Below are 18,591 nucleotides of genomic sequence, written 5' to 3' on the forward strand. Positions count from 1 at the left end.
GAGGGCAGCACCCAACCGGTGCTCACTCCCATGGTCGTGAGCCGCCGGCGCCGTCGGCATCATCCACACGGGGTGACTGCGCGGCGCGGGGTCGCTCAGCGGTACTCCGGGTTGTGCCAGCCGAAGTGCTCGCCCGCGTTCCAGGCGGACCGGAGGTTGCCGTATGCCGGCACTCCCCCAGCGTCGTGGAGCATCCTCCCGAGGTGCATGAGGTTCCACGTCATGAAGGTCGTGTTGCGGTTGGTGAAGTCGTTCTCGGGGCCGCCGCTGCCGGCGTCGAGGTAGCTCGGCCCCGGCCCGGCCTCGCCGATCCAGCCGGCGTCGGCGTTGGGCGGGATCGTGTAGCCGACGTGCTGGAGGCTGTAGAGGACGTTCTGCGCGCAGTGCTTGATGCCGTCCTCGTTGCCGGTGATGAGGCAGCCGGCGACCCTGCCGTAGAAGAGGTACTGCCCCTGGTCGTTGAGCATCCCGCTCAGCGAGTAGATGCGCTCGATGAGGCGTTTCGTGACGCTCGAGTTGTCGCCGAGCCAGATCGGGCCGGCGACGACGAGGATCTGGCTCTCGAGGATGCCGGGGTAGAGGTCGGGCCAGGCGTCGGTCTCCCAGCCGTGCTCGCGCATGTCGGGGTAGACGCCCGTGGCGACGTCGTGGTCGACGAGGCGGATCTCGTCGACGGTCACCCCGTGGTCGCGCATGATGGCGGCGCTCGCGTCGACGAGGCCCTGCGTGTGGCTCGTCTCGGGGCTCTTCTTCAGCGTGCAGTTGACGTAGGTGGCCTTGAGGCCGGTGAAGTCCCAGTCGGTCATGGAGCCGACTGTCCTCCGTCGCGGCTCGCCGCCGCAATGCTCTGGATGTGACGAGGTGCTGACGTCCGACGGACGTCAGCACCTCGTCGGCCTGCCGTGGCCGCGGCGTGGGACCGGTCAGCGGCGCGTGTAGGCCATCACCCGACGGATGTAGAGGATCCCGATGACGGCTCCGGCGGCGCCGGCGAGGCCGCCGACCGCTTCGAAGGTCAGGCTCGACTGGACCGCGTCCATCAACTCGGACAGCGAGTCGGCCTGCTTGACCTTGGTGTCGGCGGAGCGCCCCGCCATGACGAGCAGGACGTTGAGGAAGATGAGGACCCACAACGCGATGACGAGCCGCGGCGTCCCGTTCGGACGACCGGGCTTCGCCGTGGGGCTGGCGTGCTCGGTGCCCCACATCAGGTCCCGCAGGGCCAGCGGTCCGAGGACGATGTTGGCGATCGGGATGAACCAGCCACCGATCGCGAGCCCGGTGCCACGGGTGTAGAGGCTGTGGTCCGAGCGGTCGGAGGTCCACACGCGGTGGAACCAGACGAGGAGGAAGACCGCTGCCAGCGCACCGACCCCGAGGATGAGCCAGTAGAGGCTCTGTGCTCCTTCGGCCTCTCGCTCCATCGCGGCGAAGTCGCGGTCGCTGAGCAGGCCCTTGACCTTGACGTCGAGCGAGGTGAGGTAGAGGTTGGCGAGAGCCGCGAGGACGAAGAGCGCCTGCGCGATGATCGCGACGACGGCCGTGGACTGCCGCCACGGGCGGACGTTGATGTTCTTGAAGTTCGCCGTGACGCCCGGCTGGCTGACGCCCGGCTGCCCCGTCGCGACGGGCTGGCCGGTCGGCGCGGGCAGCTGAGCGGTGGCGGCGGGCGGGGCGACGGGAACGGGCGGACCGGCGGGTGCCGGCGGGACGGTGGCGGCCTCGGGCGCGGCCGTGGGTTCGTGAGGTGCGGCGGGCTGGGTCATGAGTCTTCTCCCCTGTCGATGACGTCGAGCGCCCGAAACCTACAGCAGCAGGCGTGGTGACCGGGTCGCACGGAGCGCGACCCGCCGCGAGGCGGGCCGGCACCGGCAGGCACCGGGCCCGCACCGGGCCGCCCGTGCGGTCACATCTGCTCGGGGGACTCCAGGCCGAGCAGGTCGAGACCGGTCGTCATGACCCGGAAGACGAGGGCGCACAGCGTCAGTCGCGACTCCCTGACCTCGTCGAGCTCGGCCTTGAGCACGGGGCAGTTCTCGTAGAACGCCGAGAACGCCTGGGCCAGCTCGAAGAGGTAGCCGGCGAGCCGGTGCGGCTCGTAGGTGTCTCCGACCTCGGCGACGACGTCACCGAAGCCGAGCAGGTGCATGGCGAGGGCGCGCTCGTGCGGCTCGCCGAGCAGGATCGGGGCGTGCTGCGCTGCGGGGTCGAGCCCGATCTGGCGGAAGATCGACCGGATGCGGGCGACGACGTACTGGAGGTACGGCCCGGTGTTGCCGGTGAGCGCGACCATGCGGTCGAGGTCGAAGACGTACTCGCTGTCGTGTGCGACGGACAGGTCGGCGTACTTCACGGCGCCGATGCCGATCTGGCGGGCGATCGTGGCGCGCACGGTCTCGTCGAGGTCGGGGCGCGTGCCGTCGATGACGGTGCGGGCCTTCTCGACGGCCTCGTCGAGCAGGGCCATGAGCCGCAGCGGCTTGCCGGAGCGGGTCTTGAGGATCTTGCGGTCGTCACCCAGCACGTTGCCGATCTGGACGTGCACGGGCACGACGTCGTCGGGCAGCCAGCCGGCCTTGCGCGCGGTGTCCCACACCATGTTGAGGTGCAGGGCCTGCGGTGCGCCGATGACGTAGAGCACCCGGTGCGCCTTGAGGTCCTCGACGCGGTGCTTGATCGTCGCGAGGTCGGTCGTGCCGTAGTTGTAGCCGCCGTCGCTCTTGCGGATGATGAGCGGCACCGGCTTGCCCTCGCGACCGGTGTAGCCGTCGAGGAAGACGCACAGGGCGCCGTCGGAGACCGTCGCGATGCCCTTGGCCTCGAGCTCGGCGCACAGGTCGGCGAGCACCTCGTTGTAGGTGGACTCGCCGGCGAGGTCGTCGTCGGTCAGGGTGATGCCGAGCGTCGAGTAGATCTTGTTGAAGTAGATCTTCGACAGGTCGACGAGCTCGCGCCACAGGGCGAGCGTCTCGGGGTCGCCCGCCTGGAGCTTGACGACCCGGGTGCGGGCCCGCACGTTGAAGTCGCCCTCGCTGCCGGCCGGCTCCGCCTTGTCGGCACGGTCGAACTTGACCCGGGCCGCCTGGTAGAAGGCGTTGGGGTCGGTGACGAGCAGGTCGGCCTCCTCGGAGTCACGACCGACGTCGAGGAGGTGCTCGATGAGCATGCCGAAGGGCGTGCCCCAGTCACCGATGTGGTTCTGGCGGATGACGTGGTGGCCGAGGTGCTCGAGCGTGCGGGCCAGCGAGTCGCCGACGACGGTCGTGCGCAGGTGCCCGACGTGCATCTCCTTGGCGACGTTGGGCGCGGAGTAGTCGATCGGGATGTTCTGCGTCGCCTGGAGCGCGACACCGCTCCGCTCGTCGGCCTCGACGTCCTGCAGCAGGCCGGCGATCCACGAGCTCGAGAAGGTGAGGTTGATGAAGCCGGGGCCGCTCACCTCGACGGAGTCGCACACGCCGTCGAGGTCGAGGGCGTCGACGATCTTGGCCGCGACCTCGCGCGGCGGCATCCCGACCTTCTTGGCGAGCGCGAGCGCGGCGTTGACCTGCACGTCGGCGAACTGCGACGGACGCAGCACCGGGTCGGCCTCGCGGAAGTCGTCACCGAGGGCGGCGGCGATCGCGGACTGGACCTTGGGCGTGAGCGCGACGAGCGGGGAAACCATGCCGGCAAGTCTATTTGCGCCGACCGGGTGCCCGCGCCACCGTTTCGGCCGGGCCCACCGAGGGCGGATGCCGTGTCGCCCGGACCGCACGCGGGCGCGGTCCCGTGGCGGGGACCGGCCCGGACGCGGACGTGGCCACGTGCACACCGTGGTGCACGTGGCCACCGACCCGGCGGGGCGTCAGGGAGAGGTCACTCGCCCTGACGACGGAAGCCCGCTCGACGGGCCGCGTCCTCGCTGTAGAACCACACGTCGGGCTCGACGTCGTCGTAGCCGGCGTCGTCGGGTCCGACGAAGGTCGTGCCCTCGCGGGTGCCCTTGACGGCGTGGCCGAGCGGCTGGGCGCCGTCCGCGAGCGGGGCGGCCGAGCCGAGGCCGAAGCCGCCGTCCACGACCTCGTCGAACCCGGAGACACGGCGGCCGGGAGCGGAGTCGCCCTCCGCCGGCTGCTCGCTCGTCGCCTCGTCCGACGCCTCGTCCGACGCCTCGTCCGACGCCTCGGCCGGCTCCTGCGCCGGCTCGTGGACGTCGGTGGAGCCCGTACCGCCGGCGGGCTCGTCGGTGGAGCCGACGGTGGAGTCGTCGGTGGAGTCGTCGGTCGAGTCGCTGGGCGTCCCGGTGTTCGCGGGCTCGGCGAGCTCGTCGTCCTCGTCGCTCTCGTGCGAGTGCGGCGCCATGTCCACGTCGAGCCCGTCGTCCGCGGCGTCGTCGTCGGTGCCCTCGTCGAGACCGCGCTCGCCCGGGGTCGTCGCCCACGGCTGGCCGCGGTGGTCGCCGGGGTCGTCGGTCGGGGTGCCACCGTCGGTCACGACGTCGTCGCGCTCGTCCAGGGCCGGGATCACGACCTCGTGCGGCTCCTCGGCATCGGCCACGGGAGGCGTGAAGTCCTCGTCCGTGGCGTCGGTGGCGTCCGTGGCGTCGGTGGGGCCGGTTGCGTCGGTGGCGCCGGACTGCGTGTCGCTCACGGTCGTGGACCTTTCGTCTGAGGACTGCTCCGTCGCAGTCCCAGTACCCGCTGCGCCCTCCGAGGACGCGTCCGACGCGTCCGACGCGTCGTCGGCCGCGACGGGTGCCGTGCCGGAGACGGCGTCGTCGGTGGTGGCGACCTCCGTGACGGTGCCCGATCCGTCGACGTCGTCGTCACGGTCGTCGTCACGGTCGTCGTCATGGTCGTCGTGGCTCGCTGCGGCCGCCCCCACGGCGGCGGCGCCGACGGCAGCACCGCCGAGTGCAGACGTTCCCGGGTCGTCCGTGCCGTCGTGCGTCGCTTGCGCGTGGTCGTCGGGCTCGTTCTCGTCGGCACCTGCATCGGCACCTGCATCGGCACCCGCATCGGCAGCGTCGGTCTCGGTCGGTGCCCAGCTCGTCGAGGCGGGAGCGGTGCCGTCGGCCCCGTCGCCGTCGTCGGGGCGGCCCGTGACCTCGGGCTCATCCGAGGCGTAGGAGGACTCGTCCCCCACCCGCTCGTCGGCGAGGTCCGCGTCGCTCGCGAGGTCGGTGCTCCTCTCGGACGAGACGTCCTCGGAGGGAGCCCAGGCGGGCTCGTCCGCGTCCCGGGTGTCAGCGGTCTCGTCGTCCACGGGTGCGACCGCGGCCGACTCGATCGGCTCGGACGCCATGCTCGGCTCGTCCTGCTCGTCGGTCACCGCGGCGTCCGACGGAGCGAAGGGGTTCTCGGCGTCGGCGAGGTCGTCCTCGTCGTCGTCGTGCGTGAACGCCGCGGCCCCGACCGCTGCAGCACCGGCAGCACCTGCCGCACCAGCCGCACCGGCAGCGCCGGCACCACGCGGCGGCTCCTGACCCGGAAGGCGGTTGCCGGCGTCGTCGACGCGGTAGCCCTCGTCGTCGGTGGGGACGTCGGGGTCGACGCGGTCGGCCTCACGCTCGAGTCCCGCGTGCTCGACGCGGGCGGACTCGGCGGAGGCGCGGTGCGCCTCGGCCTGCTCCTCGAGGCGCCTCGCCTCGGCCGCCTTCTGCTCGGCCTCGGCGGCCTTGCGCTCGGCCTCGGCGCGCGCGTCGGCGGCCATCGCCGCGGTCACGGAGGCGCGGTCCTCGGTGTCCTGCACCTCGGGCAGTCGCTCCTCGACCTTGGCTCGCAGCTCGCCGGCCTCGAAGCGGCGCGCCTCGACCTCACGACGCCGCCCTGCCGAGACGAACAACCAGATGATCACTGCAATGACGACGATCGCCACCACGATCCACAGAATCGTCTTGCCTGTGTCGGACATGCCATCCCCTTACGGATTTCGGGCCCTCACGACCACTTCCCCCGAAACCTACTGTGCTGAGGGACCTCGGTGGCGCCCAGCGCGCCGCCGTCGTCGTGGACGTACCCCGATCCGTGGGCGCGACCGCCCGGTTCCCACACGACTGACCGCGCGTATGCCGTCCGGCCGGCCGGACGGCATACGTCATCGGTGCACGCGGTGCGGCCTCGCGCAACGCGCGCGCGAATCCCGTTGCTCCGCGGACCAGCCCGTGACCGGGCCGGGGAGGGTCAGCCGAGGCCGAGCCGCTTCGCCGTGGTCTCGCGCATCTCGACCTTGCGGATCTTGCCCGTCACGGTCATCGGGAACTCGTCGACGATCTCGACGTAGCGCGGGATCTTGTAGTGGGCGAGCTGCCCGGTGCAGAACTCGCGCAGGGACTCCGCGGTCAGCGGGGTGGCGCCCTCCTTCATCCGGACCCAGGCGCACAGCTCCTCGCCGTACTTCTCGTCCGGGACGCCGATGACCTGCGCGTCGAGGATGTCGGGGTGGGTGTAGAGGAACTCCTCGATCTCGCGGGGGTAGACGTTCTCGCCACCGCGGATGACCATGTCCTTGATGCGGCCGGTGATCTCGACGTAGCCGTCGTCGTGCATGACGCCGATGTCGCCGGTGTGCATCCAGCCGTCCTCGATGGCCTCGGCCGTCTTGTCGGGCTGCTCCCAGTAGCCGAGCATCACGGAGTAGCCCTTCGTCATGAACTCGCCGGCCGTCCCCCGAGGCAGCGTCTCGCCCGTCACCGGGTCGACGATCTTGATCTCGAGGTGCGGGCCGACCCGGCCCACGGTGCCGACCTTCTGCTCGAACGTGTCGTTCGTGCGGTTCTGCGTCGACACCGGTGACGTCTCCGTCATGCCGTAGCAGATGGTCATCTCCTCGATGCCGGCCGCGATGAGCTTCTTCATCAGCTCTGCGGGACAAGGGGATCCGGCCATGATGCCGGTGCGCACCGTGGACAGGTCGTAGTCGGCGAAGGACGGGAGGTTCCACTCGGCGATGAACATCGTCGGCACGCCGTAGAGGGAGGTGACCTTCTCGTCCTGGGTGGCCTGGAGGGTCAGCGCGGGGTCGAAGCCGGGTGCCGGGATCACCATGCACGCGCCGTGGGTCGTGCACGCGAGGTTGCCCATGACCATGCCGAAGCAGTGGTAGAAGGGCACCGGGATGCAGACGCGATCGGCCTCGGTGTAGTCGCACAGCTCGCCGACGAAGTAGCCGTTGTTGAGGATGTTGCGGTGGCTGAGCGTCGCGCCCTTGGGGAATCCCGTTGTGCCGGAGGTGTACTGGATGTTGATCGGGTCGGTGTTGGAGAGACCCGCCTGGACTCGCGCGAGCTCCTCGGGGGTCACCTCGTCGGCGCGGGCGACGAGCTCGGCCCAGTCCGACGTGCCGATGTAGACGACCCGCTCGAGGCCCGCGACCTCGCCGCGCACCTCGTCGACCATCTGCCGGTAGTTGCTCGACCTGAAGGACTCCGCCGCGACGAGCGTCGAGATCCCTGCCTGGCCGAGGACGTACTGCAGCTCGTGGGCGCGGTAGGCCGGGTTGATGTTGACGAGGATGGCGCCGATCTTTGCCGTCGCGTACTGCACCAGCGTCCACTCGGAGCAGTTCGGCGCCCAGATGCCGACGCGGTCGCCCGTCCCGACACCCACGGCGAGCAGCGCTCGGGCCAGCCGGTCCACGTCGGCCCGCAGCTCGGCATACGTCCATCGGCGCCCCTGCGTGACGTCGACGAGGGCCTCCCGCTCGCCGAAGCGCTCGACCGTGGCGTCGAGGCTGTCGCCGATCGTCGTCTCGAGCAGCGGGGTGTCGGTCTCACCCCTCGTGTGCGACAGCGTGGTGTCGAGCGGGTCGAGAACGTCGGTCATCCGGTGCCTCCGTGCAGCCATGGTGGGTCACTCACACCCAACCGTCGCGGCCCCGCAGGCGCAAGGGATGTCCGCCGTGTCGGTCGCCACCCCGTGGGTATGCCGTCAGGCGAGCCGTGTCTGCATCTTCAGCTGGGCGGCCCCGTCCCCCTCGAGCCGCGCGAGGGCGACCGGCCGACCGGTGACGAGCAGCAGGAGCGCCGCGACGGGGCCGGTGACCTGAGGACCGCTGCCGACCGTCCAGTCCGCGTCCGTGGCCACGAGCCGGTAGCCGTCGATCGGCAGCTGTCGGTTGACCGTGCCGAGCCAGGTGCGTCGGATCGCCCACGTGCGCTCGAGGGCGATGAGCGCGCCACGCGTCCGCATCTCGAGGTCGATGCCGAGCGGGATGGCCATGTCCTGGGCGTGCACGAGGCTGTCGGTCAGGGTCTCGCGGGGAGTCACGAACGAGTTGTGCCGGCGCGACCCGACACCGGACCGGATGCGAGCGATGATCTCGTCGGTCGGGAGCTCGGCCCGGAGCACGGCCGAGTCGTGGATCATCCGGTTGAGGCCGACGTTGCGCAGCAGGCGCGGGTGCTCGACGAGGAGCCGGACGATGTCCGGGCCGTGCTGTCGCTGGAGCGTCAGGTGCGCCGCGACGTGCCGCACCGTCCAGCCCTCGCAGAGCGACGGGTGCTCCCACTGCTCGGCCGTGAGCCCCTCGAGCATCGCGACGGTGCGCAGGCGCTGGTCGTCGATGGCGGCCCAGATCGTGTCGAGGTCCGGTGTCGCGACGGCAGGTCCCATGTCCATCCCCTTCTGTCTGTCATCCTCGCGCGCCGGCGCGGCTCTGCGTGGTCGCCCGGGTCAGGTGAAGACGGGCGGCCGCAGCCGCGTCCGCTTCAGCTCGAAGAACTCGGGGTAGCCGGCGAGCAGCCGCGCCCCCTCGAACACGCGCACGGCGTCGTCGCCGCGCGGTATCGCGTTGAGCACCGGGCCGTAGAAGGCCGTGCCGTCGATGTGGACCGTCGGCGTGCCGACCTCGCCTCCGACCGGGGCGAGGCCTGCCTCGTGGCTGGCGCGCATGCTGTCGTCGTGCTCGTCGGACTCCATCGCGTCCTCGAGGTCGGCGGGCAGATCGAGCGAGGCGAGCGCCGCACGCACCGCCACGTGGTACTCCTCGCTCGTCGGTCGGCGCCAGACGTCGAAGACGAGGGAGCCGAACGCGGCGTAGAAGGCGCCGAGGGCCTCCTCGCCGCGCCGGTCCACCAGCGCGGCGGCCACGCGTGACGGGCCTCGGGACGCCTCCACGCTCCGCCGGTAGTCGGGTGCGACGTCGGTGCGGTGCTCGTTGAGCAGGTAGAGGCTCATGACGTGGTGGTGGATCTCCAGGGGCACGCGGGCCCGGACCTCCTCGAGCCAGCGCGACGCGGTCCACGAGTACGGGCAGACCGGGTCGAACCAGAAGCCGACGACGGCAGGTCGAGCGCTCATCGGCCCACTCCTCTCGCTACGATCTAGTTCGATAGTCTGACCAATATAGTTCGCTCTACTGACTAGTTCAAGAGGTGTCATGACATCCGAACCGTTCGTCGGCCTGCTCATGTTCATCGCGTCCCGCGATGTCGAGACGCGGGTCGTGGCCGCGATGCGCCGGGCCGGTGTCGACGACATCACGCTCGCCCAGGCCCGCGTCGCCGCGCGCATCGGACCCCATGGCACTCGACTGACCGACCTCGCCGAGCAGGCCCAGGTGACGAAGCAGACGGCGACGGCCCTCGTCGACCGGCTCGAGGCAGCCGGCTACGTCGAGCGCGTGCCGGACCCCACCGACGGACGGGCCCGCCTCGTCCGGCTCACCGACAAGGCCGCGACCCTCCTGCCGATCGCCCGCGCCGAGGAGGCGCAGATCGAGCGCGAGTGGGAGGCACACCTGGGGCCGCGGCGCATGCGCGAGCTCCGCGAGGCACTGGTCCTCCTGCGCGAGATCACCGACCCGTACCGCGACGACGACTGAGCGGACCTCGACGTCGTGGCAGCGTCGAACAGGCGAGCCCGCAACCCCCACCGCGACCCCGGACAGGCGTACGTTTCCCACCACCGATCAAGCAGGGGTCGGACGGAACCGCCCGAACGGGCACCGAGCAGGGGAGCACCTCTTGCTGCGCACACTCACATCCGCACTCAGTCTCGCGCTCGTCGCGGCGGTCACGCTGGCCGCCCCGGCCCACGCCGCTCCGGCCGCGGGCACCGTCAGCATCCAGGGGGACGCCGGCGACTACATCACCCAGGGACTGTCGTACGCGTACGCCACCCCGGGCGACCGCATCTCGCTCTCCGGAGACGCCCAGCGCGTCGCCATCTCCATCGTCGGAGCCAACGGCGACGACTGGACCATCGACGCCGCCGCACCGACGGGCCAGTCGCTGACGTCCGGCACGACGTACACGGCCACCCGCTACCCGTTCAACGACGTCGGGGTCGCCGGGTTCGACTACAGCGGTGAGGGACGCGGCTGCAACACCTCGTCGTCGACGTTCACGGTCCAGACCATCACCACCGACACCTCCGGCGCGGTGACGCGGTTCGCGGCCACCTTCGAGCAGCACTGCGACGACCAGACGCCGGCGGCCCGCGGCCAGATCGACGTCGGTCTGGCCCCCGCGGCGCCGCCGCTGCAGCTCACCCTCGCCAACACCGGCGCCACGCTCACCCAGGAGGGCGGTGTCATCGTCACCGGCACGCTGACGTGCTCCTCCGACGCACCGACCGTCGTCAGCGGGATCGTCTCGCAGACCGTCCGCAAGACGACCGTCGCCGGCTCCGGCTCGGTCTACGTCGACTGCTGGGTGGGGCGGACCTACACGTGGGACTTCGCCATCTACCTCGGCGCCGAGCAGTTCCAGGCCGGCAGCGTCACGGTGAGCACGACGGCGACGGCCAACGACGCCTCCACCGGTCAGCAGGTCCAGGCGACCGACGCGGACGCGTTCCGCCTCCGCAGGCCGCGCGCCTGAGTCACGCCGAGCCGTCGTCCACCTGCCCGTCCCTCGGGCCGGGCAGGTGGACACCGCGGTGGATCTCGTAGACGCGGGCCTGGCCCGGTGAGTCGGGGTCGTCGACGATCGGCTGGTCGGACATGAACTGCCGGATGACGTTGGCCAGCTCACCCGGGTGGCTGAAGTTGATGGCGTGGGCGGCCCCGTGGATGACGACGAGCAGGACCGAGTTGTCGATCTGCCCGGCCACCTCCTTGACCCGCGGCGGCGCGGGCATGAGCGGGTCGGCGCTGCCGAGCACGACGAGGGTCGGGATGTGCAGCTCCAGCAGGCGGTCGAGGGCCGGGTAGCGGGTCAGGGCGCGGAACATGCGCAGCGTGCTCGGCACCCCGAACCTCAGGTAGTCCGGCACCGCCACCTGCATGAGCCCCAACGGCTCGCGTATGCCGTCCCGCGCGAGCTGTTGCAGCGCCCGGCGCAGCGGCTGGTTGTGGAGACCCCCCGCGGGTGCGACGAGCACGGCCCGCTCGAGGCGTTCGGGGTAGAGGTGGGCGAACTCGCAGATGACGGCACAGCCCATCGAGTTGCCGACGAGCGTCACCTTCTCGATGCCGCGGTCGTCGAGGAACGCCGCTGCCGCCTCGGCGAGCTCGGGCACGTCGAGCGGCTGACGGGGCCGTCCGCTGCGCCCGAAGCCGGGGAGGTCGGGCACGAGCGTCCGGAACTCGCCGGCGAGCAGCTCGGCCGTCGGGAGCAGGTAGCGGCCCGAGAGCCCGAAGCCGTGCAGGTGCATCATCGGTGCCGCGTCCGGCGGTCCCGACGACTCGCGATAGAAGACCTTGACGCCGTCGTTCGACGTCCATCGCTCGGCCAGCCCCGGTGTGGTCACCACGTCACGCCTCCCCGCGCCCGGACCCGTGCGCCGGGCCGGTCGCCTCGGTCTCGGGCTCCATGGCACCGTCCTCGTCGTCCTCGTCGTCCTCGTCGTCCTCGTCGTCCTCGTCGTCCTCGTCGTCCTCGTCGTCCTCGTCGTCCTCGTCTCCCTCGGGCGGCCCGTCGTCGCCCGGGGCGCGACGCGGGATGCGCCCGGTGAAGAAGAGGGCACCCGCCGTCAGCAGGGCGGTCACCCCGAAGGCCTCCTGGAGCGCGTCCAGACGAGCGCTCGCGTTGACCTCGAGGATCGCGGCCGCCTGCGTCTCGTCGACCCCGGCCTGCTCGAGGGCCTCCGTCAGCTGCTTGTCGGAGATGAACGGCACCCCGCCGGCGAGCTGGGTCGTGGCCTGGGCCTTGACCTCGGTCGGGACGTCCGGGTTGGTCTGGACGCCGGCGATGACCGAGGTCGTCAGCGTCGCGAGCAGCACCGAGCCCACGAGGGCGGTGCCCAGGGACGCGCCGAGGTTCGTGCCGGTGTTCTGGAGTCCGCCGACCTCGGCGCTCTCCGAGTCGGGCACCGACGAGACGGTGACGCTGCCGAGCTGCGACGACAGGGCACCGAGGCCCAGCCCGATGAGGAGCATCGGGATGGCGACGACCCCGGCGTTGGCGCCGGGGTCCATCCCGCCGACGAGCACGAGGACCCCGGCGAGCACCGACAACAGGCCGACGCGCACGACGCGTCGGGGGTTGGCCCTGGGCCAGATCTTGGGGATGCCCGCTGCCGACACGAGCAGCGCGAACGAGAGCGGCAGGATGCGCAGCCCCGTCTGCAGCGCGTCCAGCTCGAGCACCACCGAGAGGAAGAGCGGCACGGCGAAGAAGATGCCGGCCTGGACGAGGTACTGCGAGAAGAACATCGTCAGCCCACCGACGAGGCCACGGTTGCGCAGCAGCACGGGCCGCAGGAGGGGTTCGGAGCCGATCCGCACGAGGTGGTTCTCCCACCGCATGAAGCCGAAGACCACGAGCATGCCGAGGACGATGAGCCAGATCGACGGCGACGCCCCGAGGACCTCGGGGGCGCCGGGCTTGGCAGCGACCCAGCCCCAGTCGCTCGTGCGCAGCACGCCGTAGACGATCGATCCCAGCCCGACCACGGACAGCAGCGACCCGACGTAGTCGATCCTGGCCGGCGTCGCCGGCACGTCGGCCATCTTGCGCAGGAAGACGAGGATGACGAGGACGATGACGACCTCACCGGCGAACACGTAGCGCCACGACGCGAAGGTGGTCACGGCGCCACCGATGAGCGGCCCGGCGGCGACGGCCATGGCGCCCGCCGCGGCCACGAGACCGTACGCGGCGGCCCGTCGCTCGGCGGGGAAGTTGGCGGCGACGAGCGCCACGATCGCGGGCATGATGAGCGACGCGCCGAGTCCCTCGAGCAGCGACCAGCCGAAGAGCAGCACCGGCAGGTTCGGCGCGAGCGCCGTCGTCAGCGACCCTGCCGCGTAGATGACGAGGCCGATGCCGAACGCGCGCCGCCGGCCGATGATCGTGCCGATCTTGCCGCCGGTGATCATCATCGTGGCCATGACGAGCGTGTAGAGCGTGATGGCGGTCTGGATGCCGCTGATCGTCGTGCCGAGGTCGCTCGCGACGACGGCCATCGAGACGTTCATGACCGAGCTGTCCAGGGTCATGACGAACTGCCCCGACGCCAGCAGGACGAGAACCATTCCGGCACCGGTCCGGGCGGGTGAGGTCGACACGGGATCAGCGTCCGCCCACCGCAGTCCCGTCCGCGTCACCCCCACAGGATGAACGCGGGCCACCGAGGGCCCGGTGAGCCGTGCCGGGGCAGCACGCCCCCCTCCGCCGGAGCCGGCCGGCGCGTGGCGTCCTGTCTCATTCCACGTCTCGTTCCGCGCCTCATTCCGCGCGAGTGACGACGTCCGTGGCGTGGCGCCCGAGGCTGGCCGCGTGGACCAGGCCGGTGCGGACCCGTTCGGCGTCACGGTGAGGATCGCGGCGCTGCTCCTGCGCTCGAGCGGCGAGGGCGTCGTCATGCTCGAGCGTGCAGTGGGCCGTGTCTCCCGCGCGTTCGGCGTGGACGTCGAGATGCTCGTGCTCCCCGAGCAGGTGCTGCTCACGGACGTCGGCACGGGCGACTCCGCCCGCGTCGCGGTCGTGAGGTCCACGCCCGGCCTGTCACGACTGGACCAGGTCGTGGAGCTCGAGGCCCTCGTCTCGGACGTCGAGCAGGGCCTGACGCTCCCCGAGGCCTCCCGCCGTCTCGACACGGTCGAGCGCAGCGCCCCTCGGTGGCCGTGGTGGCTGCGGGTCGTCGGCGTCGTGCTCTTCACGGTCGGCTTCGCACCCAGCGTCGTGGCCACCACGGGTGAGGTCGCGGCGACCGTCATCCTGGGCACCGTCATGGGGGTGCTGCTCGTGTCACTGGAAGGGCGTCGCCTCGAGGCGCTGACCCCCTTCATCGGCGCCTTCGTCCTGACGCTGATCGCCGCGCTCCTGTTGACCGGCCTCGCGACGAGGACCGGGGTCGTGCTCGTCGTCGTCCCGGCGCTCTTCATCGTCGTCCCGGGCGACTACCTCTCGGCTGCCGCAGCGGAGCTCATCGCCGGCCGCATCACGTCCGGCGCCACGCGGCTCGTCTACGCCGCGCTCGTCCTCGCCCTGATCGTCGTCGGCATCGCAGCGGCCGCCGAGATCACGGGCAACGACCGTCTCCTGACGGAGACCCCGGTCGAGCCCACCCTCCCGTTCATCGCCGTCGTGCTGGCGTGGGTGCCGTTCTCGGTGGGTCTCGTCCTCGCGTTCAACGCCCCGCTCGCGGCTCTGCCGTGGCTCGTCCCGACCGTCATCGGCACCTTCCTCGTCCAGCAGGGCGCCACGCGGCTCGTGGGTGACATCACCGGCACCCTCCTGGCCGGCATCGCTCTCGGCGCCTTCGCGGGGATCGCCTCCAGGCCGCCGGGTCGCCCGCCGCGGCTCGTGCTCCTCCTCGGCGGGTTCTTCGTGCTCACGGTCGGGGGCCTGGGCCTGCGCGGCGCCACGGCCCTCCTCGGCGACGACATCATCTCCGGGTTCGCGGACCTCCGAGACTTCCTCGTCCAGATGCCCTCCGTCGCGATCGCGCTCGCCATCGGCGTGCTCGCGACCGAGCGCCTCCCCTCGACCACCGGCCGTGCTCACCCGTCCGCCGCGCCGACGGCCCGCGGCTGACTCGGGTCGGTCGGGAGACCGCGTGGTCGGCCGAGCACGACGCGACCGGGTCGGGGCGGACACGACAAAGGGCCCCGATCCGCATTGCTGCGGGTCAGGGCCCAAGGTTCTGTCTCAACACAGAGTGCACCCGTAGGGATTCGAACCCCAAACCTTCTGATCCGTAGTCAGATGCTCTATCCGTTGAGCTACGGGTGCGTCGTTCCGTCACTCGGAGGAACGAAAAGTTACCTTAGCGCCTCGGGTCCGCATCCACGAAATCGGCCCCGGCCCGAGCCCCGCGGGAGCGGCCGGACAGCCCGCCCGCACCCCGCCCGCACCCAGCCCGCACCGGCGCGCAGGGGGCAGCGGACGGCATACGCCCGTGGCTCCGGAGGAGGCCGCGACGACACCCGGCCCGGTACTGGGGAGTACTGAAATTCCTGCAAGAAACCGACAACGGATCGTCGTATTTCTTGCGGCACCGAGGCCATGTGAGGCGTCTCACCGCTCCGGCGCCCGCATGCGGTCAACGGTGGCCACGGCGGCGCGTACCTTGAAGTCATCACGTCATCTGTTCAGCATGTGGACACCTGCGGCCCGATCCGGGCTCGCCCAGGATCCACCTGCGGAGCAGCTTCACACCGGCACGACGTGGTGCCGGGCGGCACCGCGCGCGAAGGGATGGGCCCCGAGTTGACCACGACCCACGAGAAACAGACACACACGACGCACGCGGGACTTGCCGCGTGGGTCGAGCAGGTCGCCGAGCTGACGCAGCCGCGCGACATCCGCTGGATCACCGGCTCCGCCGAGGAGTGGACCGAGCTGACCGACCAGCTCGTCGAGGCCGGCACGTTCGTGCGGCTCAACGAGAGCAAGAAGCCGAACTCCTTCTACTGCGCCTCCGACCCCAGTGACGTCGCGCGCGTCGAGGGGCAGACCTACATCTGCTCCGTCGACGAGAAGGACTCCGGGCCCACCAACAACTGGATGGCGCCCGACGAGATGAAGGCTCGGATGACCGAGCTGTACCGCGGCAGCATGCAGGGCCGCACCATGTACGTCATCCCGTTCGTCATGGGTCACCTCGACGCCAAGGTCCCGATGTTCGGTGTCGAGATCACCGACTCCGCCTACGTCGTCGTCTCGATGCTCGTCATGGCCCGCTGCGGCGACAAGGTGCTCCACAAGATCGAGGAGACGAACGCCGACTACGTGCCGGCGCTCCACTCGGTCGGTGCCCCGCTCGCCGAGGGCCAGGCCGACGTGAAGTGGCCGTGCTCCGACACGAAGTACATCGTCCACTTCCCCGAGGAGCGCACGATCTGGAGCTACGGCTCCGGCTACGGCGGCAACGCCCTCCTCGGCAAGAAGTGCTACTCGCTGCGCATCGCCTCCGCGATCGCCCGCGACGAGGGCTGGATGGCCGAGCACATGCTCATCCTCAAGCTCACCTCGCCCAAGGGGTCCGTCCACTACATCGCGGCCGCCTTCCCGTCCGCCTGTGGCAAGACGAACCTCGCGATGATCACACCCACCGTTCCCGGCTGGAAGGCCGAGATGGTCGGCGACGACATCGCCTGGATGCGCTTCGGTGAGGACGGCCGCCTCTACGCCGTGAACCCGGAGTTCGGGCTCTTCGGCGTCGCCCCCGGCACGGGCGAGTCGACCAACCCCAACGCGATGGCCACCATCGAGAAGGGCAACTCGGTCTTCACCAACGTCGCCCTGACCGACGACGGCGACGTGTGGTGGGAGGGCATGACCGACGAGCCGCCGGCACACCTCACCGACTGGCACGGCAACAGCTGGACGCCCGAGGACGGCAAGGCGGGGACGCTCTCGAGCCACCCCAACAGCCGCTTCTGCACCCCGGCGTCGCAGTGCCCGATGATCGCCCCGGAGTACGACAACCCCGACGGCGTCCCGATCGACGCGATCCTCTTCGGCGGCCGCCGCAAGACGACCGTGCCGCTCGTCTACGAGTCGCGCGACTGGCAGCACGGCACCTTCATCGGCGCGACGCTCTCCTCGGAGACCACCGCTGCCGCGACCGGCGCCGTCGGCGTCGTGCGCCGCGACCCGATGGCGATGCTCCCCTTCATCGGCTACCACGCCGGCGACTACATGAACCACTGGCTCGAGATCGGCAAGAGCGCGGACGCCTCCAAGCTCCCCCGCATCTTCGGCGTCAACTGGTTCCGTCGCGACGAGGAGGACGGCTCCTTCCTCTGGCCCGGGTTCGGCGAGAACAGCCGGGTCCTCAAGTGGGTCATCGAGCGCCTCGAGGGCGACGCCGATGCCGTGGAGACCCCGATCGGGTTCGTGCCGACCGAGGGCGCCATCGACATCGACAGGCTCGACATGACGCCCGAGCAGGTCGCCAAGGCCGTCAAGGTCAACGCGGCCGACTGGGAGAAGGAGCTGCCCCTCATCCAGGAGTGGTTCGACACGTTCGGCGACCAGCTCCCCGCGGAGCTGTGGTCCGAGTTCGACGCCCTCAAGGCCCGCGTCAGCGAGCGCTGAGAGGTCGGTCCACCGCCTGCTGGCCGGCGGGCGGCGGACGACGTGATGCAGGGCCCGGCACCTCACGGTGCCGGGCCCTCCGTCATGCCGGGGGTCCCTGGCGGCGTGGAGCCCACCCGGCACCGAGGGCGTATGCCGTGTCGCCGAGCACGCGGCATACCGCCCCCTGTCGTCAGGTGGCCTTCGTGGGGTACAGGTTGGCCATGAGCGACTCACACCCCTACACCCGCGACGAGACCGAGGCCGAGCGGATCGATCGCAACTTCGGTGAGCAGCTGCAGGAGCTGCGCATCGCCCAGGCCGGCGTCCAGATCCTCTTCGCCTTCCTGCTGACCATCCCGTTCCAGCAGCGCTTCACGACCCTGAGCGACCTGCAGCGGGGCATCTACGTCTTCACCCTCATGGCCGCCGCCGTGAGCGTCATCGTCTTCACGGCTCCCGTCGCGCTGCACCGCACCCTCTTCCGCGACGGGCTCAAGGACTTCATCGTCACCTACACCGACCGCCTCATGAGCGTGGGCCTGTTCACGCTCGGGCTCGGCATCATCGGGGGCGTCGTGCTCGTGCTCGACGTGCTGATGTCGCACACGGCCGCGTTCTGGTTCGGCGGCGCGCTGGGCGTGCTCGGGCTGGCCCTGTGGGTCGGCGTGCCGCTGTCGAAGAAGGGCAGCGCGCGCGAGCACCTGAAGGGCGAGGACGGCGCGAGCACGGACGGGAGCCCCTCCTCCTCCTGAACCGTCGAGAGGCCACGTTCTGCCGCCTCCCAACCGTCGAGAGGCCACGTTCTGTGGACACGCTCGGGGCGGAGGCGGCGGGACGCCGTCGCGGCTCCTCCCACATCCCACGCGTTCGATAACGAAGAAGGACCCCCGACGAAAAGCGTGTCGGGGGTCCTTCTTCGTTGGCGGAGGCGGCGGGATTTGAACCCGCGAGAGGTTTTATCCTCAACCCGCTTAGCAGGCGGGCGCACTAGGCCACTATGCGACGCCTCCGTGCCCGCGACGAGGCCGCCGAGGCGACGTCGGATGCACGGGCGAGCACAGGCTACCGGCACGGGTGGGCCCGACCCAAACCGGGGGTGGACGCCGCCGGGCGCCTTACCCAACTCGATGCGGCATATATCAGGTTGGCAGGGCACAATGTGCATCGGCTCGTGCGCACGGGCCGATGCAGAGAGG

14 protein-coding genes and 2 tRNA genes are annotated in these 18,591 nt (G+C 70.8%); 5 read left to right on the forward strand and 11 right to left on the reverse strand.

What is annotated here, in order from left to right:
* Positions 1–95: 95 nt before the first annotated feature.
* The 7 genes from ACSQ2D_RS18475 to ACSQ2D_RS18505 all read right to left on the reverse strand — a co-directional run bounded on the left by ACSQ2D_RS18475 (position 96) and on the right by ACSQ2D_RS18505 (position 9,281).
* Positions 96–806, reverse strand: a complete 711-nt coding sequence (locus ACSQ2D_RS18475) for a flavodoxin family protein (RefSeq protein ID WP_435987374.1) — start codon at positions 804–806, stop codon at positions 96–98.
* A gap of 117 nt (positions 807–923) precedes the next feature.
* Positions 924–1,766 (reverse strand): DUF4328 domain-containing protein, encoded by an 843-nt coding sequence (locus tag ACSQ2D_RS18480; RefSeq protein ID WP_435987375.1) that lies wholly within the window; start codon positions 1,764–1,766, stop codon positions 924–926.
* 140 nt (positions 1,767–1,906) lie between these two features.
* Positions 1,907–3,667: an arginine--tRNA ligase gene (gene argS, locus ACSQ2D_RS18485; protein WP_435987376.1), complete on the reverse strand. Its 1,761-nt coding sequence runs from the start codon at positions 3,665–3,667 to the stop codon at positions 1,907–1,909.
* Between the two features lie 191 nt (positions 3,668–3,858).
* On the reverse strand, positions 3,859–5,895 hold the full coding sequence (locus tag ACSQ2D_RS18490) for a sunset domain-containing protein (RefSeq protein WP_435987377.1): 2,037 nt from the start codon (positions 5,893–5,895) through the stop codon (positions 3,859–3,861).
* Positions 5,896–6,164: 269 nt separating this feature from the next.
* The gene (locus tag ACSQ2D_RS18495) at positions 6,165–7,805 is read right to left on the reverse strand and encodes an AMP-binding protein (RefSeq protein ID WP_435987378.1); all 1,641 of its coding nucleotides are present in this window, start codon (positions 7,803–7,805) and stop codon (positions 6,165–6,167) included.
* A gap of 105 nt (positions 7,806–7,910) precedes the next feature.
* Positions 7,911–8,594 carry a maleylpyruvate isomerase family mycothiol-dependent enzyme gene (locus tag ACSQ2D_RS18500; protein WP_435987379.1) on the reverse strand — a complete coding sequence of 228 codons (684 nt, stop codon included), beginning with the start codon at positions 8,592–8,594 and terminating at the stop codon, positions 7,911–7,913.
* A gap of 60 nt (positions 8,595–8,654) precedes the next feature.
* Entirely contained in the window at positions 8,655–9,281 is a 627-nt protein-coding gene (locus ACSQ2D_RS18505) for a mycothiol-dependent nitroreductase Rv2466c family protein (RefSeq protein WP_435987380.1), read from the reverse strand.
* Positions 9,282–9,360: 79 nt separating this feature from the next.
* Here ACSQ2D_RS18505 and ACSQ2D_RS18510 point away from each other — a divergent pair, with 79 nt between their 5' ends.
* Complete coding sequence (locus ACSQ2D_RS18510; RefSeq protein WP_435987381.1) at positions 9,361–9,804, forward strand: MarR family winged helix-turn-helix transcriptional regulator; 444 nt, start codon at positions 9,361–9,363, stop codon at positions 9,802–9,804.
* A 142-nt stretch (positions 9,805–9,946) separates the two neighbouring features.
* On the forward strand, positions 9,947–10,804 hold the full coding sequence (locus ACSQ2D_RS18515; protein ID WP_435987382.1) for a hypothetical protein: 858 nt from the start codon (positions 9,947–9,949) through the stop codon (positions 10,802–10,804).
* A 1-nt stretch (position 10,805) separates the two neighbouring features.
* On the opposite strand, the gene ACSQ2D_RS18520 is transcribed toward ACSQ2D_RS18515, so the two are convergent.
* A complete protein-coding gene (locus ACSQ2D_RS18520; protein WP_435987383.1) occupies positions 10,806–11,678 on the reverse strand; it encodes an alpha/beta fold hydrolase in 873 nt (290 codons plus the stop codon).
* Between the two features lies 1 nt (position 11,679).
* Complete coding sequence (locus ACSQ2D_RS18525) at positions 11,680–13,434, reverse strand: MFS transporter (RefSeq protein WP_435987384.1); 1,755 nt, start codon at positions 13,432–13,434, stop codon at positions 11,680–11,682.
* A 211-nt stretch (positions 13,435–13,645) separates the two neighbouring features.
* On the opposite strand from ACSQ2D_RS18525, the gene ACSQ2D_RS18530 reads away from it, so the two are divergent.
* The gene (locus tag ACSQ2D_RS18530; RefSeq protein ID WP_435987385.1) at positions 13,646–14,905 is read left to right on the forward strand and encodes a threonine/serine ThrE exporter family protein; all 1,260 of its coding nucleotides are present in this window, start codon (positions 13,646–13,648) and stop codon (positions 14,903–14,905) included.
* A 125-nt stretch (positions 14,906–15,030) separates the two neighbouring features.
* On the opposite strand, the gene ACSQ2D_RS18535 is transcribed toward ACSQ2D_RS18530, so the two are convergent.
* Positions 15,031–15,103: transfer RNA gene (locus tag ACSQ2D_RS18535), tRNA-Arg, on the reverse strand.
* Between the two features lie 465 nt (positions 15,104–15,568).
* On the opposite strand from ACSQ2D_RS18535, the gene ACSQ2D_RS18540 reads away from it, so the two are divergent.
* Positions 15,569–17,413: a phosphoenolpyruvate carboxykinase (GTP) gene (locus ACSQ2D_RS18540; protein ID WP_435987386.1), complete on the forward strand. Its 1,845-nt coding sequence runs from the start codon at positions 15,569–15,571 to the stop codon at positions 17,411–17,413.
* Between the two features lie 203 nt (positions 17,414–17,616).
* A complete protein-coding gene (locus ACSQ2D_RS18545; RefSeq protein ID WP_435987387.1) occupies positions 17,617–18,147 on the forward strand; it encodes a DUF6328 family protein in 531 nt (176 codons plus the stop codon).
* Between the two features lie 168 nt (positions 18,148–18,315).
* On the opposite strand, the gene ACSQ2D_RS18550 is transcribed toward ACSQ2D_RS18545, so the two are convergent.
* Positions 18,316–18,405: transfer RNA gene (locus ACSQ2D_RS18550), tRNA-Ser, on the reverse strand.
* Positions 18,406–18,591: the final 186 nt, after the last annotated feature.

Origin of the sequence: Terrabacter sp. LjRoot27, assembly GCF_964254175.1 — a bacterium.
In the GTDB taxonomy this organism is placed as follows: Bacteria; Actinomycetota; Actinomycetes; order Actinomycetales; family Dermatophilaceae; genus Terrabacter.